The following is a 26975-nucleotide window of genomic DNA, read 5'->3' as shown; positions in this document are numbered from 1 at the left end:
CACTGGACGAAGGCCGGTCGCGCGCTGCGCGGCCGGCCTTCGTCGTCCTCACCAGGACGTCCCACCGAGGTCGCACCACCGGCTGGACGCACGACGGCCCGGCCCCCTGAGGGGACCGGGCCGTCGTCGCGAGGACTCAGTCCTCGGGAACCTCACCGAACGGGACCGTCACCGGCAGGTCCTCGACCACCGTGCGGTCGTGGGCGGCGTAGGTGAAGGTCTGCTCCTTGCCCTCGCCCTCGGTGTCGACGGCGACGACGTGCCCGGCCCGGAACTCCCCGAAGAGGATCTTCTCGGACAGGACGTCCTCGATGTCGCGCTGGATGGTGCGGCGCAACGGACGAGCCCCCAGGACCGGGTCGTAGCCCTTCGTCGCCAGCAGGACCTTCGCCGACGGCGTGAGCTCGAGACCCATGTCGCGGTCCTTCAGGCGGTCCTCCACGCCGGCCAGCATGAGGTCCACGATCTGGACGATCTCCTCCTGCGTCAGCTGCGGGAACACGACGATGTCGTCGACGCGGTTGAGGAACTCGGGCCGGAAGTGCTGCTTGAGCTCCTCGTTGACCTTCGACTTCATCCGGTCGTAGTTCGTCTGCGTCGTCTGCGACCCCGCGGCGAACCCGGTGCCGACGCCCTTGGAGATGTCCCGCGTCCCCAGGTTCGTCGTCATGATGATCACGGTGTTCTTGAAGTCGACCATGCGGCCCTGGGAGTCGGTCAGGCGACCGTCCTCCAGGATCTGCAGCAACGAGTTGAAGATGTCCGGGTGCGCCTTCTCGACCTCGTCGAAGAGGACCACCGAGAACGGCTTGCGCCGCACCTTCTCCGTCAGCTGACCGCCCTCTTCGTAGCCGACGTAGCCGGGAGGCGAGCCGAAGAGGCGCGAGACGGTGTGCTTCTCGGAGAACTCCGACATGTCCAGCTGGATGAGGGCGTCCTCCTCACCGAAGAGGAACTCCGCCAACGCCTTCGCCAGCTCCGTCTTACCCACACCGGTGGGGCCGGCGAAGATGAAGGAACCACCGGGACGCTTGGGGTCCTTCAACCCCGCGCGGGTGCGCCGGATCGCCTGGGACAGCGCCTTGATGGCGTCGTCCTGGCCGATGACGCGTTGGTGGAGCTCCGCCTCCATGTTCAGCAGGCGGGTCGACTCCTCCTCCGTGAGCCGCACGACGGGGATGCCGGTCGCGGTGGCGAGGACCTCGGCGATCAGTTCCTCGTCGACCTCGGCGACGACGTCCATGTCACCGGCCTTCCACTGCTTCTCGCGCTCCTTGCGCTGCGCGATGACCGTCTTCTCCCGGTCCCGCAGCGACGCGGCCTTCTCGAAGTCCTGCGCGTCGATCGCGCTCTCCTTCTCGCGGCGGACGTCGGCGATGCGCTCGTCGAACTCGCGCAGGTCCGGCGGTGCGGTCATGCGGCGGATGCGCAACCGGGCCCCGGCTTCGTCGATCAGGTCGATCGCCTTGTCGGGCAGGTAGCGGTCGTTGACGTAGCGGTCGGAGAGGGTGGCCGCGGCGACGAGCGCCGCGTCGGTGATGGTCACCCGGTGGTGGGCCTCGTAGCGGTCGCGCAGACCCTTGAGGATCTCGATGGCGTGGGCCAGGGTCGGCTCCGGGACCTGGATCGGCTGGAAGCGCCGCTCCAGCGCCGGGTCCTTCTCGATGTACTTCTTGAACTCGTCCATCGTGGTGGCGCCGACGGTCTGGAGCTCACCGCGGGCGAGCATCGGCTTGAGGATGCTGGCGGCGTCGATCGCGCCCTCGGCGGCACCGGCCCCGACGAGGGTGTGGATCTCGTCGATGAACAGGATGATGTCGCCGCGGGTCCCGATCTCCTTGAGCACCTTCTTGAGGCGCTCCTCGAAGTCACCGCGGTAGCGCGAGCCGGCCACGAGCGCACCGAGGTCGAGGGTGTAGATCTGCTTGTCGCGCAGGGTCTCGGGGACCTGTCCGCGGGCGATCTCCTGGGCGAGCCCTTCGACGACGGCGGTCTTCCCGACCCCGGCCTCGCCGATGAGCATCGGGTTGTTCTTGGTGCGCCGCGACAGGACCTGCATGACGCGTTCCGTCTGCTGGTCGCGACCGATGACCGGGTCGAGCTTGCCCTCGCGGGCAGCCTGGGTCAGGTTGCGCCCGAACTGGTCGAGCACGAGCGAGCCCGCGGGGACTCCTTCGCGCTGCTGGTCGCCGCCGCCGGCGCTCATGGGCTCCTTGCCCTCGGAGCCCGAGAGCAGCTGGATGACCTGCTGGCGGACCCGGTTGAGGTCGGCGCCCAGCTTCACCAGCACCTGGGCGGCGACGCCCTCACCCTCGCGGATGAGGCCGAGCAGGATGTGCTCGGTGCCGATGTAGTTGTGGCCCAGCTGCAGCGCTTCGCGCAACGACAGTTCCAGGACCTTCTTCGCCCGGGGGGTGAAGGGGATGTGACCGGACGGGGCCTGCTGGCCCTGGCCGATGATCTCCTGCACCTGCGCCCGGACGGCGTCCTGCGACACCCCGAGCGACTCGAGGGCCTTGGCGGCGACGCCCTCACCCTCGTGGATCAGGCCGAGCAGCACGTGCTCGGTCCCGATGTAGTTGTGGTTGAGCATCCGCGCTTCTTCTTGGGCCAGGACGACGACCCGGCGGGCGCGGTCGGTGAACCTCTCGAACACGACGATCTCCTCGGCTCACCGTCCCCTGCCTTCAGCCCGAGGACACAGTCCCGAGCATGCGTGCCGTTGGCGGGGGTGGCAAGCCCGACGGGGCGACGTTCGCTGAGGGCGTCGTCCCGTCGGGGTCGCGGATCACGCCGGAGTCCGCACCTCGACCTGTCCGCCCCGGGCCTGGCGCTGCTCCACGAAGGTGTCCAGCGCTTCCCGGCAGGCCCGGTCGAGACGCTCCGGTTCCGGCAGGTGCAGGGTCAGCGGTCGGTCCGCCGGCACCGCGTCGAGGGTGTCCGCGAGCTGCGGCAGCCGCACGAACGTGGCCGAACCGGACACTTCCAGGTGGACGTGGTCTTCTTCCTCGCGCACCCGGGTGTGCAGGCTCGTGGCCTGCACGGCGGCCTTCACCAGCGCCAGGACCAGGCCGATCGCGACGCCCTCGAGCAGGTTGAGGCACAGCACCGCGACGACGGTCACGACGGTGATCGCGACCTCGCTGCGTGACGAGGCCCACAGCGTCCGCACCGGGATCCCGGCGACGAGCTTCCAGCCCGCCTGCACCAGCACGGCTGCGAGCGCCGCCATCGGGACCGTCCCCAGCAGCGCCGGGGCGGCGATGGCGAAGATCCCGAGCCAGACCCCGTGCAGGACGCCCGAGGCCTTGGTGCGGGCCCCGGCGGCGACGTTGGCGGAACTGCGCACGATGACGGCGGTCATCGGGAGCGCGCCGAGCATCCCGCACACGCCGTTCCCGATGCCCTGGGCGACCAGCTCGCGGTCGTAGTGCGTGCGGGGACCGGTGTGCATCCGGTCGATCGCGGCGGCCGAGAACATGCTCTCGGCGCTGGCGATGAGCGCGACGGTGACGGCCGCCCCGAGGACGGCCACCGGGGAGAGGTCGCCCAACCCGGAGGGGGTGAGCGGGGAGACGACGTCGAGCAGGGCCTGCACCTGGACACGGTCGACGTCGAGGCCCGCGACCGCGGTCACGACCGTGGCGAGCAGGACCGCCGCCAGCGGGGCGGGCACGACCCGCACCCTCGCCGGGGCGTGCTTCCACAGCCTCAGCACGAGCAGCGCGCCGATCCCGACCCCCAGCGCGGTGAGGGCCCCGGAGTCACCGGACAGGCCCGCCAGCGTGCTGGGGAACCCGGCGACGTTGGCCAGCGGGTTCCCCTCCTGCGGGCGGTCGGCCAGCAGGTACACCTGCCCGAGCACCAGGGTGAGGCCGATGCCGGCGAGCATCCCCTGCACGACGGCGGTCGAGACGGCGCGGAACCAGCGGCCGAGCCGGGCCAGGCCCAGCGCGATCTGGATCAGCCCGGCGAGCAGGACGACCGCACCCAGCGCCCGCAACCCCTGGGACCCGACGATGTCGGCGACCAGGACGGTGAGACCCGCGGCGGGTCCGGAGACCTGCAGGCTGCTGCCGGGGAGGGCGCCGACGAGGATCCCGCCGACGATCCCGGTGACGAGGCCGAGCTCGACGGGGACCCCGGAGGCGACGGCGACGCCGGCACACAGCGGCAGCGCGACGAGGAACACCACGACCGAGGCGCGGACGTCGGCCCCGGCGTGTGGACGCCAGGCCGACCAGACCCTCACAGCGGCACGAACGCGTCGGCGGCGGCGTCGTGGCGCAGGACCTGCCCGCGGGTGAGGTCCAGGAACCACGGGTGGAGGGTCACGGAGTCGTCGAGCACCGGGTGGGTGCGCAGCGCCTCGACCTGGTTCAGGACGTGCTGCTGGACGGCGACGGTGAGGGGTGGTGCGCCGTCGTGGCGTTCGGGGGTGTCGTCGTCCTCGGGGACGGGCAGCGGCGCGAGCCACCCCTGCACCTCGGGGACGGGAGCGGTGGGGACGTCGCGCCCGACGAGCGCGCCGACGGCGCCGCAGCCGGAGTGCCCGACGAGGACGACGTCGCGGATGCCGAGCACCTGGACGGCGTACTCGAGGGTCGCCTGTTCCGCCCCGGGGTCGCCGGCGCGGTAGCGGGGGACGATCCCACCGGCGTTGCGCAGTTCGAAGACGTGTCCGGGGGCGGCGTCGAGCAGGGCCTCGGGGGTGACGCGGGAGTCGGAGCAGGTGATGAGCAGGACCTCGGGTTCCTGCGGGGTGGCGAGCTTCGCGTAGCGCTGCGGGTCGGCGCTGATGGTCTCGGGGAAGCGACGGGCGGCGGTCATCAGGTCGTGCACGGGAACTCCTCGGGGCGCGTGACGTTTCGGCGTCTCGTGGTCTTCTCGGTCGGGTTCTGAATCTCTCTCGGTCGACAGCTCGGTTACTTGCTGCGACGAATCATGACGATCCGTGTCGCGGAAGATCACACGCACGAGCGCTCGATCGGGTTCCCCGACGGGCCGAGGTGTGGCCCGAGTCACGTCCGACCGGTGAGGGTAGGCTCACCTCGCCCTTGATCGCTCTCGAAAGGTCGCCCCGTGCTCCCCTCCCGTCGAGCTGCCCTCGCGGCCACGGCCTCGTTCGTCGTCCTCACCGCCTGCAGCGCGGGGGAGTCCACCGGTGCGGCGCCGCCGGTCGCGACGGCCGGTGCAGGGTTCCCCGTCACCCTCGCGACGAAGTTCGGCGACGTCACGATCACCGCTGCGCCCCGACGTGTCGTCGCCCTCGGGTGGGGTGACGCCGAGACGGCGCTCGCGCTCGGGGTCCAGCCGGTCGGGGCGTCCGACTGGGTCGCCTTCGGAGGCGAGGGGGTCGGGTCGTGGGCCGCTGGGCGTTACGACACCGCGCCCGAGATCATCGGGACGCGGGAACCCTCCTACGAGGCGATCGCCGCGCTGGCCCCTGACCTGATCCTCGACGTCAAGAGCTCCGGCGACGAGGACCGCTACCGCACCCTCTCCGCGATCGCCCCGACCCTCGGCGTCCCCGAGGGGGGAGACAGCTACCTGACGACCCTCGAGGACCAGGTCTCGATGATCGCCCGTGCCCTCGGCGAAGAGGGTGCGGGCCAGGCCCTCCTGGCCGGGGTGGACACCGCGTTCGCAGAGGTGGCCGGCGGCCACCCGCAGTGGGCCGGTCGCACCGTCACCGCCGCCGCGCGATCGGGCAAGGGCTGGGGCGCCTACATCGACGGCAGTTCCCGCCTGGAGTTCCTCGAGGAGCTGGGTTTCGTCCAGAACCCGCAGATCGCCGCCCTGCCCGTCAACGGCGGCGGGTTCAGCGTCGACGTCAGCCCGGAGAACCTCACGGCGCTCGCCGCCGACGTGATCGTCCTGTTCCCCATCTCCGTCACCGCAGGGGAGATCACCGGCGATCCCGTGTGGCAGGCGCTGTCGACGGTGGCGGACGGCCGCGCACTGGTCCTCGACCCCGACGTCGCGCGCGCGTACGCCCTCGGCTCCGTCCTCTCCCTGCAGCACGCCCTCGACGCGCTCGTCCCGCTGCTGGAAGGCCTCGGGGACCTCTGAGGCCTTCCGGCAGCGGCGGGGTCACGACGGGAGCTCGCGACCGCTGCGGGTCTCGCGCGGACCAGGGACGCCCTCACCGGAACTCCGACCGTACCTGGGTCACGTCGGCCACGGCGAGCGTGGAACTGTTGGAGGAGAACGAGACGCGGTCGGCGCGGTAGTGCGCGAACGTGAACTCCTGCGGAACCCTCCTCGTTCGTCGTCTCGAGCACGAGCCCAGGCCGAGGCGGCCCGGTTGGCGAGGTACTCCGACGCGGCGGTCGAGTACGACCTCTGGAACATGTCCTGCACCTCCGGGGCCGCATCGACTTCGGTGAGATCCCGCTGGACACCCCGTGGAGGCGATCGACACCTCGGAGGGCAACGGCGAACGGTCCTCCCTGGCCAACCTGTTCCAGGGGCAGGAGGGCAAGACGTTGCGAGACAAGGCCGCGGAGTCGTTCCAGATCACCGACTTCGGCCTCGTCGGGTCGCCCGACACCGTGGCCGGGAAGGTGGGCGAGATCACGGAGGAGGTCGGCGGCGACGGCTTCCTGCTCTGCACCCCGCCGACCCGGCTGCAGATCGCGGAGATCACCGACGGCCTCGCGCCGGCGCTGCGACACCGTCCAGCTCCCCGCCGCCGCCGGGTACGCACGTCGTCACGACCTGGTGGTCGTCCCCCACCCGACCTGCGCGTACGGGTGAGGGGTCGTCCTCCTCCTCCCCTCCCGAGGGCGGTGTCCGATCCCCGCTAGACCAGAGGGGGTCCGGCGGGGTTCCATCGACGTGTGGACATCGCACCGGGGAGGGCCCGGGACACCGCGACGCCCGGCGTCGAGGGTGACCTCGCCTTCGCCGAGCGCTACCGCGCCATCGCCGCCCGCGACGTCCGCTTCGACGGTCAGTTCTTCACGGCCGTCTCCACGACCGGGATCTACTGCCGGCCGTCGTGCCCCGCCCGCACCCCGAGACCCGAGAACGTCACCTTCCACCTGACCTCGGCCTCCGCTCACGCGGCCGGTTTCCGGGCGTGCAAGCGGTGCCTGCCGGAGGCGACCCCGGGAACCCCCGAGTGGGACCTGCGTCGCGACCTGGCGGCCCGCGCGATGCGGCTCATCGGCGATGGGGTCGTCGACCGCGAGGGTGTCGACGGGCTCGCGTCGCGTCTGGGGTACACCTCCCGGCACGTGCAGCGGATGCTCGTCGCGGAACTCGGGGCCGGTCCGCAGGCGCTGGCCCGGGCACGACGGGCCCAGACGGCGAGGTCGCTGCTGGTGGGCAGTGACCTGCGGATCGCCGACGTCGCCTTCGCCAGCGGGTTCGGTTCGGTGCGGCAGTTCAACGACACCGTTCGTGAGGTGTTCGCCGTGACGCCCGGGGAGTTGCGGGCGCGCCGTCCCGCCTCGACCGGCGCGGCGGCCGGGAAGGCGGTCCGGCTCGACCTCGCGCTGCCCGTCCGGCACCCCTTCGACGCACCGGGGGTGTTCGGCTTCCTGGCCGTGCGGGCCGTCGAGGGGGTGGAGACCGCCGACGTCTCCGACGGGGACCGGTTGCGCTACGCGCGGACCCTGTCGTTGCCGGCCGGTCCGGGGGCGGTGCAGGTCACGGCGTCGCGGACCGCGCCGGGGTCCTGGCAGGTGCGCGCCGAACTCGAACTCGGTTCGCTCTCCGACGTCGCGACCGCCGTCGCGCGGGTCCGCCGCCTCCTCGACCTCGACGCCGACCCGGTCGCCGTGGACGTGGGGCTGGCGGCTGATCCCGCCCTCGCACGCGCGGTCGCCTCGACGCCTGGGATCCGGGTGCCCGGGGCGGTGGACGCGCACGAACTCCTCGTCCGCAGCGTCGTGGGGCAGCAGATCCCGGTGGCCGCCGCCCGCACCCACCTCGGTCGGCTCGCGCGGGCCCTCGGAACCCCGCACCCGTCGAGGTTCCCCGGGCTGGACCTCCTGTTCCCGACCCCGGAGCAGATCGCGGCGGGGGTCGTCGAGACAGGGGCCGACCGTGCGTTGCGCCTGCCCGCCCGGTCGGTCCGCACGGTGGTCTCGGCGGCGCGCGACCTCGCCTCGGGGGACCTCGTCGTGGACGTCGGGGTCGATCCGGACGTCCTGCGCGAGAACCTCTCGGCCCGCGTCGGCATCGGACCGTGGACGGCTGCGCACGTCGCGATGCGGGTGCTCGGTGACCCTGACAGCTGGTCGACCGGCGACGTCGCCCTCGCCGCGGGAGCCCGCTCGCTGGGACTCCTCGACCCCGGTCTCCCCAGCGCCACCGCCCACCGACGGCTGACCGAGCACGCGGCCCGCTGGGCGCCCTGGCGTTCCTACGCCGCCATGCACCTCTGGACCACCGACCGCTGGACCACCGATGGAAGGCCGCCACGATGACCACTGCCGAAACCCTGACGACGCCCGACGGCCCCTTCTCGGTGGTCGTCGCCGACGACGCCGTCCTCGCCGCCGGGTGGACGGACTCGATCGAGGAACTGGTGGCCCTGGTGCACCCGCAGTTGCGCACGGCGACGGGTTCCCCCGCGGTGCTGCGGGCCGCGCAGGAAGCGGTCCGGGCCTACTACGACGGCGACCTGGACGCACCGGCCGCGGTACCCGTCCGGCAGCGGTCGGGGGAGTTCCGCGAGCACGCCTGGAAGGTCCTGCGCGAGGTCGAACCGGGGGAGCGGATCTCCTACACCGAGTTCGCGGAACGCTCGGGTCGGCCCGCGGCCGTGCGGGCGGTCGCCGGGGCGTGCGCCAGGAACGCCGCGGCCCTGTTCGTCCCGTGCCACCGGGTGCTGCGGTCCGGCGGCGCCCTCGGGGGTTTCCGCTACGGAACCCCGCTGAAGACCGCGCTGCTCGACCGCGAGGCCCTCACGTGCCGGTGACCATCCAGGCGCCCCCACGTTCGCGGCGGACGAGGGTCAGCAACCGGGCCAGCGTGTAGACACCGGCGAACCCGACCCACAGCCAGACGAGCCCGGCCCGTCCGGTCGGCACCAGCCACAGCACGGCCAGCGCCGCGGGGACGTAGCAGGCGAGGGTGACGATCCCGGCGCGGGCGAGGTAGCGACCGTCACCGGCGCCGATGAGCACCCCGTCCAGGACGAACACCCAGCCCGCCGCGGGCAGGCAGACCCCGAGGACCACCAGCGCTGCGCTCAGGTAGCTGCGGACCTCGGGTTCCGGGGCGAAGAACCCGGCGACGGGGGAACGCGTGACGATCAGCAGGACCCCCAGCAGCACGCCCACGCCGACGCCCCACTGCGTCATCCGGCGGATCGTCGCCCGGACCCCGTCGACGTCCGCGGCCCCCAGCGCGCGACCGACGAGGGCCTGCGCGGCGATCGCCAGGGCGTCGAGGGCCAGGGCCGTCGTCGTCCAGACGGTGTTCGCGACCTGGTGCGCCGCGATCCCGGCGTCACCCTGGGCCGCCGCGACGAACGTCGTGAGCAGCGCCGCGACGCGCAGCGTGACCGTCCGGACGAGCAGCGGGATCCCGTCGACGGCGTTGCGCAGCACCCCCAGCGGGTGCGGACGCACGCGCGCCCCGGTCCGCAGGACCCCGCGCGCGACGACCGCCGCGAGGGCGATCGCCATCAGCACCTGCGTCGTCGCCGTCCCGATCGCCGACCCTGCGATGCCCCAGCCGACGCCGTTCACCAGCAGCAGGTTCAGGGCCACGTTGAGGAGGGCGCCGGCGCTCGCGACGACCAGCGGGGTGCGGGTGTCCTGCAGGCCGCGCAGGACCCCGGTGGCGGCCAGGACCAGGAGCATCCCGGGCAGCCCCAGGAGGCTCCAGTGCAGGTAGGTCAGCGCGGAGGGACGCGCCGCCGCGGAGACGCCGAGGAGGTCGACGAGCGGACCGGAGAGGAGGCGGGTGACGACGGCCGTGACGACGCCGAGCCCGAGAGCGAGCCACATCCCGTCGACCCCCTGGCTCAGCGCGCCCTTCGCGTCCCCGGCGCCGAGGCGGCGGGCGACGCTCGCGGTGGTGCCGTAGGCGAGGAAGACGAAGACGCTGACGGCGGTCCCGAGGACCGCGCCGGCGATGCCCAGCCCGGCCAGCGGGAGGGTGCCGAGACGGCCGACGATGGCGGAGTCGGCGAGCAGGAACAGGGGCTCCGCGACGAGGGCCCCCAGGGCGGGGACAGACAACCGGAGGATCTCGGCATCACGCTGCGTCACCTTGAGCCGACTTGACAGAGCGTTACCGAACTGCAACGTGACCGACTTCCCTTCCCCCGAACGGTTCTTTTCGTCTCCACACGCGGTGGACAGCATCGTCCCAGGTCAGCGGGGTGGCCATGAAGTTGTCCACCGCTTCGGCCGGGTTTGTCCACAGGGTTGTCCACCCCCTGTGCACAACGGTCCCCACGTCATCCACAGGCTGTCCACCGCCCTGTGCACAGGGCCGTTTGACCAGCCGGGGGACGGTCAGTCACTGTGCCAGGGAGTGGGTCGGAGGGCGTGTCGGAGGCGTGCCGTAGGACTACGGCGAGCGATTCGTCGCGGGGACGTATCCGGGGATCCCGGGGACTTGGAGCTGGCTTCTGTGACCACGTACGACGAGCCCCCCGCGGACTTCGACTTCCCCGACGAGGGGTCGTCCGGAGGGCGCCGCAACGGTGGTCGGGGTGGCCGCAAGGGCGGCGACAGCGGACGCGGCGGTGAGTCCTTCGACCGGATGCCGCCCCAGGACATCGCCGCCGAACAGGGCGTGCTCGGCGGGATGATGCTGTCCAAGGACGCCATCGCCGACGTCGTCGAGGTCATCAAGAGCCAGGACTTCTACCGTCCCGCCCACGAGCTCATCTACGAGGCGATCCTCGACCTCTACTCGCGCGGCGAACCCGCCGACCCGGTGACGGTGTCGGCCGAGCTCACCAACAAGGGCGAGCTCACCCGCGTCGGCGGCACCCCCTACCTGCACGACCTCATCTCGACCGTCCCCACCGCCGCCAACGCCGCGTTCTACGCGCGGATCGTCGGCGAGCGCGCCGTCCTGCGCCGCCTCGTCGAGGCCGGCACCCGGATCGTCCAGATGGGCTACGGCTCCGAGGGCATGGACGTCGAGTCCGTCGTGAACTCCGCGCAGGCCGAGATGTACGCCGTCACCGAGAAGCGCACCAAGGAGGACTACGCCGTCCTCGGTGACGTCATCGAGGGCACCATCGACGAGATCGAGGCCAGCTCCCACCGCGGCGAGGGCATGGTCGGCGTCCCCACCGGCTTCGCCGACCTCGACAGCCTGACCAACGGCCTGCACCCCGGTCAGATGATCGTCATCGCGGCTCGACCGGCGGTGGGGAAGGCCCTGGCCCTCGACACCCCCCTGTCGACGCCCACGGGTTGGACGACGATGGGGTCGGTCGCGGTCGGCGACGACCTGATCGGCGCCGACGGTCGGCCCACGCGCGTGGTCGCCGCGACCGAGGTGATGGAGGGGCGCCCCTGTTACGAGGTGCACTTCTCCGACGGCAGCGTGATCGTCGCGGACGCGCAGCACCAGTGGGCCGTGCACCGGAGCGTCGGTTCGGCGATCCGCACGACCGAAGAACTGCGTGCCGACCTGCAGTCGGACGTGGTGCAGATCGCGCCGGTCCAGGGCGATGTCGAGTTCCACAAGGTCTCCGAGGTCCGCCCCGTCGCCTCGGTCCCCGTCCGTTGCGTCGAAGTGTCGAACGACGACCACCTCTACCTCGCCGGCCGCTCGATGATCCCGACGCACAACTCCACCCTCGGCCTGGACATCGCGCGGGCGGCGTCGATCAAGCACGGTCTCGCTTCCGTCATCTTCTCCCTCGAGATGGGGCGCAACGAGATCGCGATGCGACTGCTCTCCGCGGAGGCGCGGGTCCCCCTGCAGAAGATGCGCAAGGGGAACATGGACGACGCGGACTGGACGCGGTTCGCGCGGACGATGGGCGCCATCAACGAGGCGCCGCTCTACATCGACGACTCGCCGAACATGTCGCTCATGGAGATCCGCTCCAAGTGCCGCCGGTTGAAGCAGCGCGCGGACCTGAAGCTCGTCATCGTCGACTACCTCCAGCTGATGACGTCGGGCAAGAAGGTCGAGAGTCGCCAGCAGGAGGTCTCGGAGTTCTCCCGTGCGCTGAAGCTGCTGGCCAAGGAGATCGAGGTCCCGGTCATCGCGCTCTCGCAGCTGAACCGTGGGCCCGAGCAGCGCACCGACAAGCGGCCGATGGTCTCCGACCTCCGCGAAAGTGGCTCGATCGAACAGGATGCGGACATGGTCATCCTGTTGCACCGCGAGGACATGTACGAGAAGGAGTCCCCGCGGGCGGGGGAGGCCGACTTCATCGTCGCCAAGCACCGCAACGGCCCGACGGACACCATCACCGTTGCCTTCCAGGGGCACTACTCGCGCTTCGTGGACATGGCCACCTGATCGACTGGTGCGTTTCGCGTCCTCCGGAGCCGGATCGGGCGCGAAACGCTCCAGTCGAGGAGGGGCGGTCAGCGCCGGTGCGACGCGCCGGCCGGTGCGCGGCTCCAGAGCACGACGCGCGACCCGTCGTCCTCGTCCGACGTGTCGGCGAACACCTCGGCCGAGAACCCCGCGGGGGTGAGTTCCACCGCGAGCGGGACCTGGTCCTCGTCGAGTTCGCTCAACGAGATCCCGCGCTCGGACAGGACCCCGTCGAGATCGGAGAGGACCCGCCGCAGCACGTCGAGGCCGTCGGTGCCCCCGTCCAGGGCAGAACGCAGTTCGCCCTCCCGCATCTCCGGCGGCAGGTGGGCGATCTCTGAGCTGGGGACGTAGGGGACGTTGGCGAGCAGGACGTCCACCTTCAGGCCCTCGGGAACTCCGCCGAAGAGGTCGCCGGGGAAGACGTCGGCACCCGGCAGGTTCTCCCGGGCGCAGGCGACGGCCGCGGGGTCGACGTCGGTGGCGTGCAGTTCGACCCCTGGGACGCGGGCGCGCAACGCGCCGCCCAGGGCTCCCGTACCGCACCCGAGGTCGAGCACGACGTCGCCGGGACGGGTCCTGCCCACGGCGACCTCCACGAGGAACCGTGTGCGGTGCCGGGGGACGAAGACGCCGGGGGCGACCTTGAAACGCAGGCCGTCGAACTCCGCCCACCCCAGGACGTCCTCGAGGCGTTCGCCGGCGATGCGCCGGAGCACGAGCGGTTCGGGATCCTTCGTCGCCAGGAGCAGCTCCGCCTCGCGCTCGGCGAACACGCACCCCGCGGCCCGCAGCCGGGCGACGACGTCCTCCAGCTCCGCGGTCACCACCGGAGTCTGGCACCACCCGAAGGGGGTGGTCGGGCGCACGTACGGCGCAGCCGCAGGACGCTCGGAATCCCCGGGCCGCTCCGGAGGTTGGGCCCAGGAGGAACCAGTCCCGTTCGAAAGGTCGCACCATGTCGTCGCTCGTGCTCTCGGTCCTGGACCTCGCCCCCATCGCACCCGGGGAGTCGGCGGGCGACAGCATCGCCGCGAGCGTCGCGCTCGCCCAGACGGCGGAGGCCCACGGCTACCGACGGGTCTGGTACGCCGAGCACCACAACATGCCGTCCATCGCGTCGTCCGCCCCCGCGGTGATGATCTCGCACATCGGTGCGAAGACGACGTCGATCCGCCTCGGCGCCGGTGGGGTCATGCTCCCCAACCACTCGCCGCTGGCCATCGCCGAGCAGTTCGGCACCCTCGAGGCGATGTACCCGGGGCGCATCGACCTCGGTCTCGGTCGCGCGCCCGGTTCCGACGAGGCGACGACCTACGCGCTGCGCCGAGACCCGGCAGCCTCCGCGCAGTTCCCCGAGGACGTCGCCGAACTGCGCGCCTACTTCGCGGGCCAGTCGCGCGTCCCCGGGGTCGACGCGGTCCCCGGGACGGGGCTGAAGGTCCCCCTCTACGTCCTGGGCTCCTCGACGTTCGGCGCGCACCTGGCCGCCGCGCTGGGTCTGCCCTACGCCTTCGCGTCGCACTTCGCGCCGCAGCAGCTCGGTGCGGCGGTCGCGGCCTACCGCAACGAGTTCCGCCCCTCCGAGCAGCTCGCCGAACCGCACGTCATCGCCGGCGTGAACGTCGTGGCCGCCGACACCACCGACGCGGCCCGCGAGTCCTTCGCCGGGGTGCAGCGCCGGTTCGCGACGTCCCTCTTCGGCCGCGGTCGCACGTTCAGCGAGGCCGAGGTCGACATCCTCATGGAGACCGCCGCCGGCCAGCACGTCCGCCAGATGCAGGCCTACGCCGCGGTCGGCACTCCCACCGAGGTGCGCAGCTACCTCGAGGAGTTCGCCGCCTCCACCGGCGCCGACGAACTCATCGTCGCCCACCAGGCGCTGTCCACGCAGGCGCGCTTGCGGTCGGTGCAGCTGACCGCGGAGGCGTTGCAGCCCGTCGGCGTGTGACCCCCTGGGAGGTGCGCGGAGTCAGGTGGTGAGCGCGCGGCAGGCGAGGTGCAGCGCCAACCGCTGGTCGGGGTCGCCGAGGTCCACGTGCAGCAACTGCTCGACGCGCGCGGTCCGCGCCGCGACGGTGTTGCGGTGCACGCCCAGGACGGCCGCCGTCTCCGTCACCGACGACTCCGCGTCGAGGTAGGCCGCGAGCGTCCGCACGAGTTCGCCGTCCGGGGCCCCGAGGGGCGCCAGCAGGCTCTGCGCCGCGGGTTCGAAGGTGCTCGTCCGGGTCCAGGCGAGCAACGTCTGGGCCACGCCCAGCTGGTCGACGTGCAGGAACCGCCCCCGTTCCGGGCGGTTCCCGGCCAGGCGCGCCGCGTCCGAGGCCTCGGCCAGGGTCGCTGCGATCCCACCCGGCCCGGGGTGCGGGCGGCCCACCCCGGTCGCGCAACCCGTGGACCCCTGCAGCTCGCGGTGCCCGGCCCGCAACGACGCGGCCAACGTCCGGACCTGTTCCGCGCTCGGTTCCCGGGGCGCCGTCCACCACCCCGTCCAGCCCGAGTCCTGTTCCACGAGCACGAGTTCCGTCCCCGCCGCCGCGAACGCCGCCAGCGCGTCCGCCCGCAGCCCGGCGTTGTCGACGCCGTCACCCGTGCTGACGTGGACGCCGACGTGCCAGCCGTCCAGCGGCCACCCGGTGGCCGCCGCACGACGACGCAGGAGTGCCGAGGCGTCGTCCCCGCCCCGCAGGACGTCGGCGAGGAGGGCCGTCCGGGCGCGGGCGTCGCGTTCGAGGACCAGCCGGTCCATCGCGAGCCGACCGGCCAGGGCGACCGCGCCGGCGACGAGGCAGTCGGCCGTGGTCTCGACGACGTCGTCCCGCTCGTTCGGCACCCAGGCCACCAGCCACCGCTGCACCCCCGGGATGCCGGGCAGCAGCACCGGTTGCGCGAGGGTGGTGCCGTTGGCCAGGACCGCCCGCTGGGGCACCGCCTCACCGGGACGGGGGACCGCCAGTCCGGCTTCCTGCGGAGAACCCTCGAGGTGCTGACCGCCCCGGTCCAGCACGGCCACCGGGACCCCGAGGGCCTCCGCGATCAGGGTGACGAGCCGGGCGGGTCCGTCCCCGCGGCCCGAGGCCAGCCCGGTGTGGACCCGGAGCACCGTGCGCGCCCGGACCACCTCGGGGGCGGCCAGCGCGACCGCGGCCTCCGTCAGCAGCTCCAGGAAGGACCCCTCCGACCCGAGGACGCAGACCTCCAGTCGTGAGCACAGCAACCGCGTCGGCGCCGGCAGGTCCGTCGTCGTGGGCAGCAGCACCGCGCCGGCTCCGGCGTCGGCCGCCCGTCGCAGCAGGGCGTCCAGCCGCCAGGCGCTGCCTTCCGCGGCCGGGTCGGACGCGGTCGCCACCAGGACCCCCACCCGCGGCTCGACCCGATCGGTCACCAGCACGACCGACCCGACCCGTCGCCCGGTCGGACTACCGCCGAGGACACGGACCCGGCCACGCCAGCCCGGCAGGTCCAGCAGCGAGGCCAGCGGGAGCATCACGGCGACACCGCCGCGGGGAGGAGGACGGGATCGACGTCGATGCCGAACGCCCGGGGAGCCACCGCGTCCAACCGCGGTGCGTCCCGCCAGAACGCGGGACCGGGCAGGTGCAGGGCGATGACCTCCGACCCACGGGTCGCCCGGTCGCACGAGATCGCCTGCAGACTGCGCCGTTCCAGCACGGCGATGACGTCCGGGGTCGTGGCCACCGGGGTACCGTCCTCGAAGGCCACGAGGTACTCGTTCTCCATCTCCAACCGCAGCAACCCGCTCGTCCGTCGGTCGCGCAACGTCAGGCTGCCGCGGCCGAAACCCCGGGCGGAACTGCGTACCACCTCGACCACCCGTCCCGCGCCCAGCACGCGCCCTCCCGTCGCCGCCTCCAGCCGTGCGGGTGCAGCGGCCTCCGGAAGGTCCAGCAGTCGCCGTCCCACGTCGAGGCAGCGCCGGGTCGTCGTCGGTGTCCCGCTGCGACGCAGCACCTCCAGGGGCATCGGCGGGAAGGCCACCGCCGCCCAGCCACCACTGGACCCCAGGACGCTGCGGACCGTCCGCTCGACCTGGACCGGTCGGGCGTGGTCGAGCACGACGAGCGAGCCACCCGGCGGGCACAGCACCAACGGCGTCAACGGCAGGCCGTCCACCGCGATCGAGAACTGGTCCAGCCGGGGCAGCGCCCGGCCGCAGAGGTCCACGTCGACGACGGGGAGCCCCACGTCCGTCGCGACCAGCAGGGCCGTCAGCGCGTTCGCCCCTGCCGCCTCGATGCTCGCGAGGGCCTGCGCGCGCGTTCCCGTCCAGCGCTCCACGGCGCGCAGGGCCGTCGTGAACTCCGCGCCGCCGGGCAGTTCCTCGGCCAGCACGCTCGTCGCCCCGACCAGCCCGACCGGGACCACGACCATGTCGTCCGGCGCTCGCTCGGGATCGAGGAGTTCCACCCCCTGGCCCATCGAGCGGCTCAGCAGGATCGCGGTGTCCCGCGTGTCACCACCGCCGCCCGAACCGAACAGGGCTGCGCCGCGGACCAGCGCAGGCACGTCGGACGCGGTCAGCAGCACGGCGGCAGCGTGCCACGGACCGCGTCCACCCGTGCAACCGGTTCAGCCGACGGGAACGGCGGACAGTTCCTCGACCGGCGTGAACGCCAGGTCCAGCCCGAACGCCGCCGGTCCGAACGTCGCGAGCGCCGCCGGGGTGCGCATCAGGTCCGGCGTCGAGATCCCGACCACCACGACCCGCTGTCCGTAGCGCAGACCCTCCGTGGTGATGGGTTCCCCCGTGGAGTCGTCGAGGACGCAGATGAGGTCCGGCACCACGCAGACGACCTCGCCGTCCCGGCGGGCGATGAGGTGCTCGTTCTGGAACTGCAGTTCCAGCGTCCCGCCGTCGAAACCTGTCATCCGGGTCGAACCCCGGGCGAAACCTCCCGTCGTGCGCCGCTCGACGTCGCTCACCTTCCCGCGGAACAGGACACGCAGGTGACGGTAGATCGTCGTCGCGAAGAACTCCTGCAGGGCCTGCACCGGATCCGCGTGGCGCTCGCGGGCCTCGCGGATGGTCCGTCCGGCCCCGAGCGCCAGGGAGAGCGTCCTCGGCACCGCCGTGCGCTTCGCGTCGGCCCCGCTCATCGGGTACTCGGCGATCAGCGCGGCCCCACCGAACTGGATCGTGACGGCCCGGGACAGCCGTTCCATGCGCACGTCGTCGGCGCCGGTCTCGATGAGCACCGTCTCCTCCCGGTCGCTGGCGACGACCATGGGGGAACCGTGCACGCCGTAGACGCTGAACGTCTCCATCTGCAGTTCCGGGAACGCGCGGCCCATGCCGTCGGCGTCGACGACGGGCAGGCCGGTGCGGGCCGCGACGAGCAGCGGGATCATCGAGTTCAGCCCGCCGCACTCGATCGGCATCGTGGCACCCGCGGTGCGGCCCAGGTGCTTCTCGAGGCGGCGCAACGCCACGACGGGTTCGCTGCCGCGGGGCACCTTCTCGACCATGACCGTCGGGGCGCCCATCATCGCGGTGGGCACGATGAACAGGTCGTCGTCGAGGCCGTCGGGGTCGAGGACGGTGATCGGCCCGTGCTCGCGGATCGCCTCCTGGACGAGCAGGCGTCCGATGTAGGGGTCGCCACCGCCGCCGGTGCCGAGCAGGGCCGCCCCGCGCGCGAGGTCGGGCAGGTGCGACTCGTCGAGGATCCAGTTCACGCCGGCACCCCCGCCGTCAGGTCGATCAGGACGGGTTCCACGTCGTAGCCGAACACCCGCGGCCCGGCCAGGGCCAGTCCGGCGTCGCTGCGCCAGCGCGGGTCGCAGGGTGAGGCGATGACGGCGACCCGGTGCCCGAAGCGCAACGTCTCGGTGGTGACCGCCTCCCCGCTCGCGAGGTCGAGGGTGCTGATGAGGTCGGGGACGGTCGCGACGAGCTCGCCGTCCAGTTCGGCCACCAGGTTCTCGTTCTGGAACCGCACCAGCAGGGTCGAGCCGGCGAACTCCGCCGTCCCCTCCAGCCGCGCCTCGCCGCGGGCGAAGCCCGTGGTGGTCCGCCGCGCCACGTCGACCACCTTGCCGGTGAACAGCAGGCGGCCGCCCAGGTGGTCCACGACGGGGGTGACGGGGTCGTCGGACCCCTTGGCCGCTGTGATGGTCCGGCCGATGGCGGCGGCCAGAGACAGGGTTCCGGGCACCAGCGACCGCCGGGCCTCCGCGCCGGACATGGCGTAGTTGCTGATCATCGCCGAGCACCCCATCTCGACCGTCGCGGTCCGGGCCAGGCGTTCGGCCCAGGTGTTGTCGATCGTCTCGAAGATCCCGGCGTTGCCCTTCTCGTCCACGATGGACATCGGGCTCCCCTTGATCCCGTAGAGCGTCGGCAGGGTCATCTGGAGTTCCGGGAACGCCCGGCCCATGCCGTCGGCGTCGACCAGGGGGAGACCGAGTTCCGCCGCGGCGACGACGGGGATCAGCGAGTTCACGCCACCGGCCTCGTCGCAGGCGATGTGGGTGACGTGCAGTCCGAGGTGGCGGGTGAGGACCTCGACGGCCCGGCCCACCTGCTCGGTGGAGGGGAGCTTCTCGACCATGACCGTCGGTGCGCCCATCATCGCGACCGGCAGCACCACCGCGTCGTCGGGCAGTTCCGCCAGGGCGGTGAGTTCGACCGGGCCGTGCCTGCGCACGGCGGACCGGGCCAGCAGTTCCCCGATGTGCGGATCACCGCCGCCACCGGTCCCGAGGACGGCGGCGCCGCGCGCGACGTCGGCCAGGTCCTCGATCCTCAGCCGCTGCAACCGGTGTCCCCCCGTCGGATCAGACACCGGCCACCTCCGGCGCTCCAGTCCGCGCCCCGTGCAGCTGCAGGTCGCCGACGGCCTTGACCCGGATGCGGGTGGCCCCGCCGGGCAGGTACGGCAACGGCACCTCGTCGACCTCCAGCACCTCGACGGAGTTCGGGGTGGCCCCGGCGGCCACGGCCCGTTCGACGGCCTCGGCGCGGGCGGCGTCGAGGACCTCGTGGCGACGGCCGGGTTCGATCGTGAACACGCGGTCCACCTCACCGCCCACCTGGGCGATCGCGGCGCCGATGGCGTTCGCGACCGCGAAGTTCTCCGGTCGCAGGACCTCACCGCTGCCGGCCAGCACATCGGGGAGCAGGACGGAACCGCCTCCCACCGCCACGACGGGCAGGGGAGCGGACGACGTGCGCATCCGGTCCACCGCGTCGGCCACGTCGGCCGCGATGCGCTCGAGCGCGGCCCGCACGAGGGAACGGTCGAGGTGCGCCACGAGAGACGCGTCGCCGATGTCGGCGCGCCCGGCGGCCACGGCGATGTCGGTCGCGGTGAGGGTGGACCCGCCGAAGACGAGCGCCTCCTCGGTCAGCCGGTACCCGACGGACCGTGGCCCGACCGCGGCGGAGTCCGCGGTGCCGGTGACCAGGCTGCCGCCGCCGATCCCGATGGAGAGGACGTCGGGCATCCGGAAGTTCGTCCGGATGCCGGCCACGCTCACCTCGGTGGTGGCCTCCCGCGGGAAACCCCGGGTGAGCACGCCGACGTCGGACGTCGTGCCCCCGACGTCGATCACGGCGCAGTTCCCGACCCCGCTGAGGACCGCGGCCCCGCGCATCGAGTTCGTCGGCCCGGAGGCGAACGTCGAGACGGGGTAGCGGCGGGCGTGCTCGACGTCCATGAGCGTGCCGTCGTTCTGGCTGAGGTAGATCGGGGCGAGGATGCCCGCGCCGAGGACGGACGCCGTCAGGCCGTCGACGATCCCGGCCGCGAGCTCGCGCAGGGCGGCGTTGACCACGGTCGCGTTCTCCCGTTCGAGCAGGCCGATGCGGCCGATCTCGTGCGAGAGCGAGATCGCCATCTCCGGGAGTTCCGCGGCGATGACCTCGGCGGCGCGGAGTTCGAACTCGGCGCTGACGGGGGAGAACACCGAGGTGATCGCGAGGCTGCGCACCCCGTGGGCGGCCATGTCGGCGGCGTGCCGACGCAGTTCGTCCTCGTCGAGGTCGGAGATCTTCCGGCCGTCGAACTCGTGCCCGCCGTGGGCGAGGTAGGCGCGACCGTGGACGGCCTCGACGAGCCGTTCCGGCCAGTCGACCATCGGCGGCAGCGAGGCCGTCGCCGGTAGTCCGAGCCGCAGGGCGGCGGTGGGGGCCAGTCGCCGGGCTTCGACGAGGGCGTTGATGAAGTGCGTCGTGCCGATCATCACCGCCCGGACGCCGATCGGGTCGAAGGCGTGCTTCCCCTGCAGCGCCGCGAGAGCCGCGACGATGCCGCCGGAGACGTCGGAGGTGGTGGCCGTCTTCACGGCGGCGAGGACCTCGCCCGCGTCGCCGAGCAGGACCGCGTCGGTGTTCGTGCCGCCGACGTCGATGCCGATGCGCATGGAACTGCCTCTCTGGTGGATCTTCGGATCAGGCCGTGGCGTGGGTGTTCTCGACGGCGGCGGTCGACTCGCCGTCGGTGGTGCGGCTGCTGCCGACCTCGCGCAGCAACCCGGTCTTCCCGGCGACGACGTAGAGGACGAAACCGACGACGAGCGAGTTCACGCTGCCCAGGCCGACGGTGACGAAGTGTCCGACCAACGAGGCGACCAGCCACACGGCGAGGGTGGCCGGGACCCAGGTCGGCGACGTGGACGGCACCGCACCACCGTCGGCGCGGGAGGACTCGAGGACCCCCCGCCAGCGCTTCACGACGAAGTACTCCGCGACCATGATCCCCGCGATGGGCGGGAAGACGACGCCGAGGATCGTCAGGAAGTCGGTGAGGCGACCGAGGATGCCGCCGGCCGCGAGCAGCGATCCGACGACCCCGAGGACGGCCGTGGTGAGCGCGCGGTTGACGGGCCTCCCGGTCAGCGTCCCGATGAAGTTCACGACGCCCAGACCCGAGGAGTAGAGGTTCCAGTCGTTGATCTTCACGGTGCCGAGGACGACGATGAGGACGCCGACCCAGCCGACGGAGGACGTCAGGATGGTCGTGATCTGGTCGCTGCCGACGGCGTGGGCGAGCAGGACCCCGGCCATCCCGATGACGTACTCACCCAGGGTCACACCGACGAGGGTCTGCTTGACGACGTCCGCGGTGCTGCGGTTGAACCGCGTCATGTCGGGGGTCACGACGGCACCCACGATGAAACCGCCGGCGACGATGGTCGTACCCGCCGCGACGCTGATCTGCGGTCCGGGGGCGGCCTGCGAGATCAGGGTGCCGACGTCGTGGCTGAGGAGTTCACCGATGATCGCCCAGCCGACGAGGACCAGGAACAGGGGGACGGTGACGTAGGCGGTCCAGGCCATCTTGTCGAAACCGGCGACGCAGATCGCGGTGACGACGAGACCGAACAGCAGCGACCAGCCCCACGCCGGCAGGACGCCCAACGTCGCGGCGAGACCCTGGGCCGAGACGGCGGACTGGATGCCGAACCAGCCGATCAGGCTGATGCCGATGGCGAGCCCGATGAGGGCGGAGCCACCGCGGCCGAAACCGAGCCAGCGCGCCACCATCGAGGTCGACATCCCCTCGCGCGCCCCGATGATTCCCACGAAGACGGCGACGACCTCGAGGATCACGGCGCCGAGGGTGAAGGCCAGGAACGCGTTCCAGAACGTCATGCCGAAACCCAGGGTGGCGCCCAGCAGGAACTGACTCAGCGCCGACATCTGTCCGAAGCGCTGCACGGCGACGGACCACCACGAGTACCGGGCGGTGTCGGGCACACGCCCCAGGGCGTGGTCGTCGACGGCGGAAGCAGTGGCCATCGTGAACTCCTCGGTCGGCGGTCGGGGTGCGCCGAACGCTAGGGGGCGTGCTCCCGACTGTCAGTAGGCTCCCTGCACACCGGAGCGGTTCCACCTGGGCGAAGTGCACAGCCCCAACGTCTCGCCCCCTCCGCTGCGGGCCGGGAGACTCACCGCTGTGGGAGCTGACGCGTGGCAGGACTGGTGCGAGGAGCGGGATCGCGACGTCACCGGGGTACCGGGGAACCTGGCCCTCGTGACGTTCCTCCCGGTAGGTGCGGAACCCGTCCCGGTGGACCAGACGCCCGGTGTCACCGTGCGGAACGCGGGGGACGGAGCGCTGGTGTGGACGACGGCCGACGGGACGTCCGTGCGGCTGGCCGGCAGCGGGCAGCAGGCGCGCCGGATCCACCGGGAGCGCTGGTGGTTCGAGGCGTTCTCGCTCGACGGCCGGGACGTGGAACTGCGCGTCTACGACGAGTCGGCGCCGGCCCTGGCGGCCTTCGGTGGCATCGAGCGCTGGGACTTCGACGAGCGCTGGGTGCTGCCTGCCGTCTTCACTCCCGCCCCCGCGGTCGACGAGGTCCCCTGGGGTTTCACCCGCGTCGTCGACGACGGTCACCGGAAGCGCGTTCCGGGCACGGTCGACCTCGACCTGGACGGGATGCGGCACCGACTCACCGTCTTCCTGGACGGGACCACCCCCGTGCTCGTCTTCGCCGACGCCACGACCGGGACGGAGTCGTACCGGCCGGGGCGCTTCCTCGTGCTCGACGTCACCCCCGGCCCGGTTCCGGTCTCCTTCGAACTCGACCTCAACCGTGCCTTCCTACCGCCCTGTGCGTTCTCGGACGCGTACTCCTGCCCCGTTCCGCCCCCGCAGAACAGGCTCCCGGTAGCCGTCCGGGCCGGGGAGCGACGGGTGCGCCCGACGGATCGCACGCCTCACTGATCCGCCGACGGTGCGCGCACCCGGCTGACCCGGGGTCTGCGGTTCCCCTCAGGCGTCGTGCCGGTAGCGCTCGGACAACTCCCGCCCGATCCGCCCCAGCTCCCGGCGCACCGACCCCGGACCCTCCACGTCGAGGCCGGATCCCCAGCCGGCGAGGTGACGGGCCAGGTCCAGCGGGGTGGGTGCCGCGAGCCGGCACCGGGTGCGTCCGTCCCCCAGGTCCTCCTCGTCGGTGCAGTGCCGGCCGAACTGTTCGCGCAGCACGGGGAGGAACCGGTTCGGCACCACGACGGTGGCGGCGCTCAGCGCCCGGCGCCGCTCGACCTCGTCGACGACGCGCTGCCACTCGCGGGCGAGGTCGAAGTCGGTGGGGTGCTCGAAGCGTTCCCCGGTGGCCTCGACACCCCTGATCCGGTCCACCCGGAACGTCCGCCGACCCGACCCGCCGTCGGCCACCAGGTACCAGACGTCGTCCTTGTCGACGAGGCCGAGCGGCTCGAGGAGTCGTTCGCTCGTGCCGCGCCGGTTCGTGTAGGTGAGGCGGACCCGGGTGCGGGCGACCACGTGCCGCTGCAACCGTTCCACCAGGGCGGGGCGGGTGCGTTCGGCGGCTCCCCAGCGGGCCGGGTCGACGACGACCGCCTCACCGGCGGCCTCGGCGGCGGCGCGGAAGGTCGCGGGCAACGCGCGGACGAGCTTGCGCAGCGCCGCCTTTGCGGCCGGGTCGGTCGCGGTCGGTCCGACGGTGAGGAAGAGGGCGCGGGCCTCGTCGCCGGTGAGGCCCGAGAGGTCGGTGCGGGCGCCGCCGACCAGCGACCAACCGCCACCCCGCCCGGGCTGCGGGTAGACCGGGATCCCCGCGGTGGACAGCGCCTCGAGGTCGCGGCGGGCGGTGGCCAGCGAGGTCCGGAGCTCGGCGGCCACCTCCGCGGCCGTCACCCGCCCCCGCGACTGCAGGAGCAGGAGGACGGCCACGAGCCGGTCTGCGCGCACCTCAGGAGTCTGCCCTGGAAAGTGCTCAGGAGGTGAGCACTTCAGGCGCCAGGGTGGAGACCACGAACCACCCGAACCGATGGAGGACCCGATGTTGCGAGGGATGTCGACCGTGGCGCTGCTGGCGAACGACTTCGAGGGTGCCAAGCGCTGGTACACCGAACTGCTGGGCGTCGCGCCGTACTTCGACCAGCCCTGGTACGCCGAGTTCCGCATCGGCGACTACCAGCACGAGCTGGGCATCCTCAACGGGGAGTTCGCCGGGCAGCTCGGCGGGGTGCCGGCCACCGACCGGCCCGGTGGCGTCGTCCTCTACTGGCAGGTCGACGACCTCGACGCGGCGATCGTCCGCACCCTGGAGCTCGGGGCCACGGTGTTCCAGCCCGCCCGCGAGTTCGGGGAGGGTTTCACCGGGGCCTCCGTCGTGGACCCGTTCGGCAACGTCCTGGGGTTGATGCACAACGCGCACTACCTCGAGGTCCTCGCCGCCGGGACCACCGGGACCCCGGCCCCGGTCCGGTGAGCGACGCCGCCCCGTCCGGGAGGAGTCCGCGTGGGAGCATCGGGGCGTGCCCTCCGTCGCCCCGCACGCCCTCCGCATCCCCGCCTCCGCGATCCGCCGGATCTACGACCTGGCGCAGGGGATCGACGACGTCGTCTTCCTCAACGTCGGGGAACCCGACCTCCCCGTCGCCCCGCACGTCCTCGCCGCCGGGGCCCGGGCGTGGGAGCAGGACGTCACGAACTACACGCCCAACGGCGGGGTCGCCCCGTTGCGAACGGCGATCGCGGCGAAGCTGAAGCGGGACAACGACCTCGACGTCACGCCCGACCAGGTGTGGGTCACGGCCGGCGGGATGCAGGCCCTGCACCAGGCGATGTCGCTGACGCTGGACGCGGGGGAGGAGGTCCTGGTCCCCGACCCCGGGTACGTGAACTTCGCCATGACGGCGCGCCACGTCGGCGCGGTCCCGGTGCCCTACCGCCTCGACCCCGCACGGGGTTTCCGCCCGGACCTGGCGTCGTTGCGGGCGGCGATCACCCCACGCACCCGGGTGCTGCTGGTGAACTCCCCGTCGAACCCGTTGGGCACCGTCTACGAGGCGGAAGTCCTGCGGCAGCTGCTCGACGTCGCCGCGGAGCACGACCTGTGGGTGATCAGCGACGAGGTGTACGAGCAGTTCACCTACGGAACCCCGCACGTCAGCACCGCGTCGCTGGACACCGACGGACGCGTGCTCAGCGTGTTCTCGTTCTCCAAGACCTACGCCCTCACCGGGGCCCGGGTGGGCTGGCTGGTGGCGCCGCCGCAGTGGGACGCGTTGCTGCGCACCGCGCAGGAGGCGACGGTCAGCTGCGTCAACGCGCCCGCCCAGTTCGCCGCGCTCGCGGCGCTGGAGGGGGACCAGCAGGTCGTCGCCGACGCCCGCGAGCACTACCGCGGGAACCTCGAGGCCGCGTGCGACCTGCTCTCGCGCAAGGGGATCCGGTTCCAGCGTCCGGCGGGGGCGTTCTACCTCTGGATCGAGGTCGCGCACGCCAGCGGCGGCGACGTCTCGACCTGGTGCGAACGGTTCCTGGTGGAGCACAAGGTGGCCGTCGCGCCCGGGCCGGCGTTCGGTTCCCAGGGTGAGGGGTGGATCCGGGTGTCGCTGGCCGGGACCCGCGACGACGTCGTGACCGGGCTCTCCCGGCTCCCGGACCCTTCCTGGTCCGGTCGGGACCGGCCGGGGGAGTGACCCCCCCGGCCGGTCCCGTTCCTCACCAGGCGTAGGCCTCCGGCGCGGGCTTGCTGCCGTTCGGGAACGGCGCCGGGAACAGCTCGTCGAGGCGCGCGAGCGCCTTCTCGTCGAGGACGAGGTCGATGCTGCGCAGGGACTTCGTGAGTTGCTCGACCGTGCGGGGCCCGATGATGGGGGCGGTCACCGCGGGCCGCGTCAACAGCCAGGCGATCCCGACGTCCGCCGGGTCCTCACCCAGTTCGCGGCAGAACCCCTCGTACGCCTCGAGCGTCGCGCGGTTCTTCTCGATGCCCTCGGTGTTCGAGGTGCCCCGGCCTTCGTCGCCCTTCGCCTGCTTGGCGAGGACCCCGCCCAGCAGGCCGCCGGCGAGCGGCGACCAGGGGATGACGCCGAGGCCGTAGTGCTCCGCGGCGGGCAGCACCTCGAGTTCCACCCAGCGCGACATGAGGTTGTAGAGCGACTGCTCGCTGACCAGGCCGACGACCTTGCGCTCGGCGGCGCTGGCCTGCGCGGCGGCGAGGTGCCAGCCCGCGAAGTTCGAGGAACCCGCGTAGAGGATCTTGCCCTGCTGGCGCAGGACGCTCATGCCCTCCCAGATCTCCTCCCACGGCGTCGCGCGGTCGACGTGGTGCATCTGGTAGAGGTCGATGTGGTCGGTCTGCAGCCGCTTCAGCGAGGCGTCGCAGGCCTGGCGGATGTTGTAGGCGGAGAGCTTGCCGTCGTTGGGCCAGTCGGTCATGTCGCCGTACAACTTGGTGGCGAGGACGGTCTTCTCGCGGCGTCCGCCGCCCTGGGCGAACCAGCGCCCGACGATCTCCTCCGTCTCTCCCTTGTGGCTGCCGTAGCCGTTGGCGCTGTCGAAGAAGTTGATGCCGTGCTCGTGCGCGGCGTCCATGACGGTGTGACTGTCGGCCTCGCTCGTGCGTGGGCCGAAGTTCATCGTTCCGAGGCACAGCGGCGAGACGCGCAGCCCTGTGCGTCCGAGGTGTCGGTACTCCATGCCGGAACCCTACGCGGGCGGCGTGGTGCGCGACAGGGGCCGCTGCGATCGTTCCCAGGTCACCTC

At 72.4% G+C, this 26975-nt stretch carries 22 protein-coding genes; 9 read left to right on the top strand and 13 right to left on the bottom strand.

What is annotated here, in order from left to right:
- Positions 1-136: 136 nt before the first annotated feature.
- The 3 genes from ACFQ46_RS21625 to ACFQ46_RS21615 form a co-directional block, all read right to left on the bottom strand.
- Positions 137-2656: an ATP-dependent Clp protease ATP-binding subunit gene (locus ACFQ46_RS21625; RefSeq protein WP_380261947.1), complete on the bottom strand. Its 2520-nt coding sequence runs from the start codon at positions 2654-2656 to the stop codon at positions 137-139.
- 132 nt (positions 2657-2788) lie between these two features.
- Positions 2789-4252 carry a SulP family inorganic anion transporter gene (locus ACFQ46_RS21620; protein WP_380261945.1) on the bottom strand — a complete coding sequence of 488 codons (1464 nt, stop codon included), beginning with the start codon at positions 4250-4252 and terminating at the stop codon, positions 2789-2791.
- On the bottom strand, positions 4249-4842 hold the full coding sequence (locus ACFQ46_RS21615) for a carbonic anhydrase (protein ID WP_380261943.1): 594 nt from the start codon (positions 4840-4842) through the stop codon (positions 4249-4251). Before ACFQ46_RS21615 ends, ACFQ46_RS21620 begins: the two co-directional genes overlap by 4 nt.
- Positions 4843-5082: 240 nt before the next feature.
- Here ACFQ46_RS21615 and ACFQ46_RS21610 point away from each other — a divergent pair, with 240 nt between their 5' ends.
- The 4 genes from ACFQ46_RS21610 to ACFQ46_RS21595 all read left to right on the top strand — a co-directional run bounded on the left by ACFQ46_RS21610 (position 5083) and on the right by ACFQ46_RS21595 (position 8932).
- Positions 5083-6072 (top strand): ABC transporter substrate-binding protein, encoded by a 990-nt coding sequence (locus ACFQ46_RS21610; RefSeq protein WP_380261941.1) that lies wholly within the window; start codon positions 5083-5085, stop codon positions 6070-6072.
- A 335-nt stretch (positions 6073-6407) separates the two neighbouring features.
- Positions 6408-6809, top strand: a complete 402-nt coding sequence (locus tag ACFQ46_RS21605) for a hypothetical protein (RefSeq protein WP_380261939.1) — start codon at positions 6408-6410, stop codon at positions 6807-6809.
- Between the two features lie 39 nt (positions 6810-6848).
- Positions 6849-8438: an AlkA N-terminal domain-containing protein gene (locus tag ACFQ46_RS21600; protein ID WP_380262031.1), complete on the top strand. Its 1590-nt coding sequence runs from the start codon at positions 6849-6851 to the stop codon at positions 8436-8438.
- On the top strand, positions 8435-8932 hold the full coding sequence (locus ACFQ46_RS21595; protein ID WP_380261937.1) for a methylated-DNA--[protein]-cysteine S-methyltransferase: 498 nt from the start codon (positions 8435-8437) through the stop codon (positions 8930-8932). Before ACFQ46_RS21600 ends, ACFQ46_RS21595 begins: the two co-directional genes overlap by 4 nt.
- On the opposite strand, the gene ACFQ46_RS21590 is transcribed toward ACFQ46_RS21595, so the two are convergent.
- Positions 8919-10202, bottom strand: a complete 1284-nt coding sequence (locus ACFQ46_RS21590) for an MATE family efflux transporter (protein ID WP_380261935.1) — start codon at positions 10200-10202, stop codon at positions 8919-8921. The genes ACFQ46_RS21595 and ACFQ46_RS21590 overlap by 14 nt on opposite strands.
- 529 nt (positions 10203-10731) lie before the next feature.
- Here ACFQ46_RS21590 and dnaB point away from each other — a divergent pair.
- On the top strand, positions 10732-12459 hold the full coding sequence (dnaB, locus tag ACFQ46_RS21585) for a replicative DNA helicase (RefSeq protein ID WP_380262029.1): 1728 nt from the start codon (positions 10732-10734) through the stop codon (positions 12457-12459).
- Between the two features lie 68 nt (positions 12460-12527).
- Here dnaB and ACFQ46_RS21580 read toward each other — a convergent pair whose 3' ends face one another.
- The gene (locus tag ACFQ46_RS21580; protein WP_380261933.1) at positions 12528-13307 is read right to left on the bottom strand and encodes a putative protein N(5)-glutamine methyltransferase; all 780 of its coding nucleotides are present in this window, start codon (positions 13305-13307) and stop codon (positions 12528-12530) included.
- 131 nt (positions 13308-13438) lie between these two features.
- On the opposite strand from ACFQ46_RS21580, the gene ACFQ46_RS21575 reads away from it, so the two are divergent.
- On the top strand, positions 13439-14431 hold the full coding sequence (locus ACFQ46_RS21575; protein ID WP_380261931.1) for an LLM class flavin-dependent oxidoreductase: 993 nt from the start codon (positions 13439-13441) through the stop codon (positions 14429-14431).
- A 21-nt stretch (positions 14432-14452) separates the two neighbouring features.
- Here the strand turns inward: ACFQ46_RS21575 and ACFQ46_RS21570 are convergent, their stop codons facing one another.
- From ACFQ46_RS21570 to ACFQ46_RS21545, 6 genes are read right to left on the bottom strand one after another with little or no spacing between them, the layout of a single operon-like run.
- Positions 14453-15967, bottom strand: a complete 1515-nt coding sequence (locus tag ACFQ46_RS21570; RefSeq protein ID WP_380262027.1) for a PucR family transcriptional regulator — start codon at positions 15965-15967, stop codon at positions 14453-14455.
- Positions 15967-17028 carry a DUF917 domain-containing protein gene (locus ACFQ46_RS21565; RefSeq protein WP_380261929.1) on the bottom strand — a complete coding sequence of 354 codons (1062 nt, stop codon included), beginning with the start codon at positions 17026-17028 and terminating at the stop codon, positions 15967-15969. Before ACFQ46_RS21565 ends, ACFQ46_RS21570 begins: the two co-directional genes overlap by 1 nt.
- Positions 17029-17070: 42 nt before the next feature.
- Positions 17071-18177 (bottom strand): DUF917 domain-containing protein, encoded by a 1107-nt coding sequence (locus ACFQ46_RS21560; RefSeq protein ID WP_380261927.1) that lies wholly within the window; start codon positions 18175-18177, stop codon positions 17071-17073.
- A complete protein-coding gene (locus tag ACFQ46_RS21555) occupies positions 18174-19286 on the bottom strand; it encodes a DUF917 domain-containing protein (protein WP_380261925.1) in 1113 nt (370 codons plus the stop codon). The genes ACFQ46_RS21560 and ACFQ46_RS21555 overlap by 4 nt, the downstream gene beginning before the upstream one ends.
- Positions 19279-20865, bottom strand: a complete 1587-nt coding sequence (locus ACFQ46_RS21550) for a hydantoinase/oxoprolinase N-terminal domain-containing protein (RefSeq protein WP_380261923.1) — start codon at positions 20863-20865, stop codon at positions 19279-19281. Before ACFQ46_RS21550 ends, ACFQ46_RS21555 begins: the two co-directional genes overlap by 8 nt.
- Before the next feature lie 28 nt (positions 20866-20893).
- Positions 20894-22243 (bottom strand): purine-cytosine permease family protein, encoded by a 1350-nt coding sequence (locus ACFQ46_RS21545; RefSeq protein ID WP_380261921.1) that lies wholly within the window; start codon positions 22241-22243, stop codon positions 20894-20896.
- Positions 22244-22400: 157 nt separating this feature from the next.
- Here ACFQ46_RS21545 and ACFQ46_RS21540 point away from each other — a divergent pair, with 157 nt between their 5' ends.
- Positions 22401-23174: a DUF1684 domain-containing protein gene (locus ACFQ46_RS21540; protein ID WP_380261919.1), complete on the top strand. Its 774-nt coding sequence runs from the start codon at positions 22401-22403 to the stop codon at positions 23172-23174.
- Positions 23175-23222: 48 nt separating this feature from the next.
- Here the strand turns inward: ACFQ46_RS21540 and ACFQ46_RS21535 are convergent, their stop codons facing one another.
- On the bottom strand, positions 23223-24167 hold the full coding sequence (locus ACFQ46_RS21535) for a helix-turn-helix transcriptional regulator (RefSeq protein ID WP_380261917.1): 945 nt from the start codon (positions 24165-24167) through the stop codon (positions 23223-23225).
- A 91-nt stretch (positions 24168-24258) separates the two neighbouring features.
- On the opposite strand from ACFQ46_RS21535, the gene ACFQ46_RS21530 reads away from it, so the two are divergent.
- Complete coding sequence (locus tag ACFQ46_RS21530; RefSeq protein ID WP_380261915.1) at positions 24259-24690, top strand: VOC family protein; 432 nt, start codon at positions 24259-24261, stop codon at positions 24688-24690.
- A gap of 46 nt (positions 24691-24736) precedes the next feature.
- Positions 24737-25906, top strand: a complete 1170-nt coding sequence (locus tag ACFQ46_RS21525) for a pyridoxal phosphate-dependent aminotransferase (protein ID WP_380261913.1) — start codon at positions 24737-24739, stop codon at positions 25904-25906.
- A gap of 22 nt (positions 25907-25928) precedes the next feature.
- On the opposite strand, the gene ACFQ46_RS21520 is transcribed toward ACFQ46_RS21525, so the two are convergent.
- Positions 25929-26909, bottom strand: coding sequence for an aldo/keto reductase (locus ACFQ46_RS21520; RefSeq protein WP_380261911.1), 981 nt, complete (start codon positions 26907-26909; stop codon positions 25929-25931).
- Positions 26910-26975 lie beyond the last annotated feature (66 nt).

This window comes from Kineococcus sp. GCM10028916, assembly GCF_042674865.1.
Lineage (GTDB): Bacteria > Actinomycetota > Actinomycetes > Actinomycetales > Kineococcaceae > Kineococcus.
This window is presented reverse-complemented; position numbering and strand designations above follow the sequence as displayed.

Coding starts and splice junctions, on each gene's coding strand:
- ACFQ46_RS21570 (WP_380262027.1), bottom strand. CDS start 15,967: ATGCTCCCGCTGGCCTCGCTGCTGGACCTGCCGGGCTGGCGTGGCCGG.
- ACFQ46_RS21550 (WP_380261923.1), bottom strand. CDS start 20,865: ATGCGCATCGGCATCGACGTCGGCGGCACGAACACCGACGCGGTCCTG.
- dnaB (WP_380262029.1), top strand. CDS start 10,732: ATGCCGCCCCAGGACATCGCCGCCGAACAGGGCGTGCTCGGCGGGATG.
- ACFQ46_RS21530 (WP_380261915.1), top strand. CDS start 24,259: ATGTTGCGAGGGATGTCGACCGTGGCGCTGCTGGCGAACGACTTCGAG.
- ACFQ46_RS21520 (WP_380261911.1), bottom strand. CDS start 26,909: ATGGAGTACCGACACCTCGGACGCACAGGGCTGCGCGTCTCGCCGCTG.
- ACFQ46_RS21595 (WP_380261937.1), top strand. CDS start 8,435: ATGACCACTGCCGAAACCCTGACGACGCCCGACGGCCCCTTCTCGGTG.
- ACFQ46_RS21545 (WP_380261921.1), bottom strand. CDS start 22,243: ATGGCCACTGCTTCCGCCGTCGACGACCACGCCCTGGGGCGTGTGCCC.
- ACFQ46_RS21575 (WP_380261931.1), top strand. CDS start 13,439: ATGTCGTCGCTCGTGCTCTCGGTCCTGGACCTCGCCCCCATCGCACCC.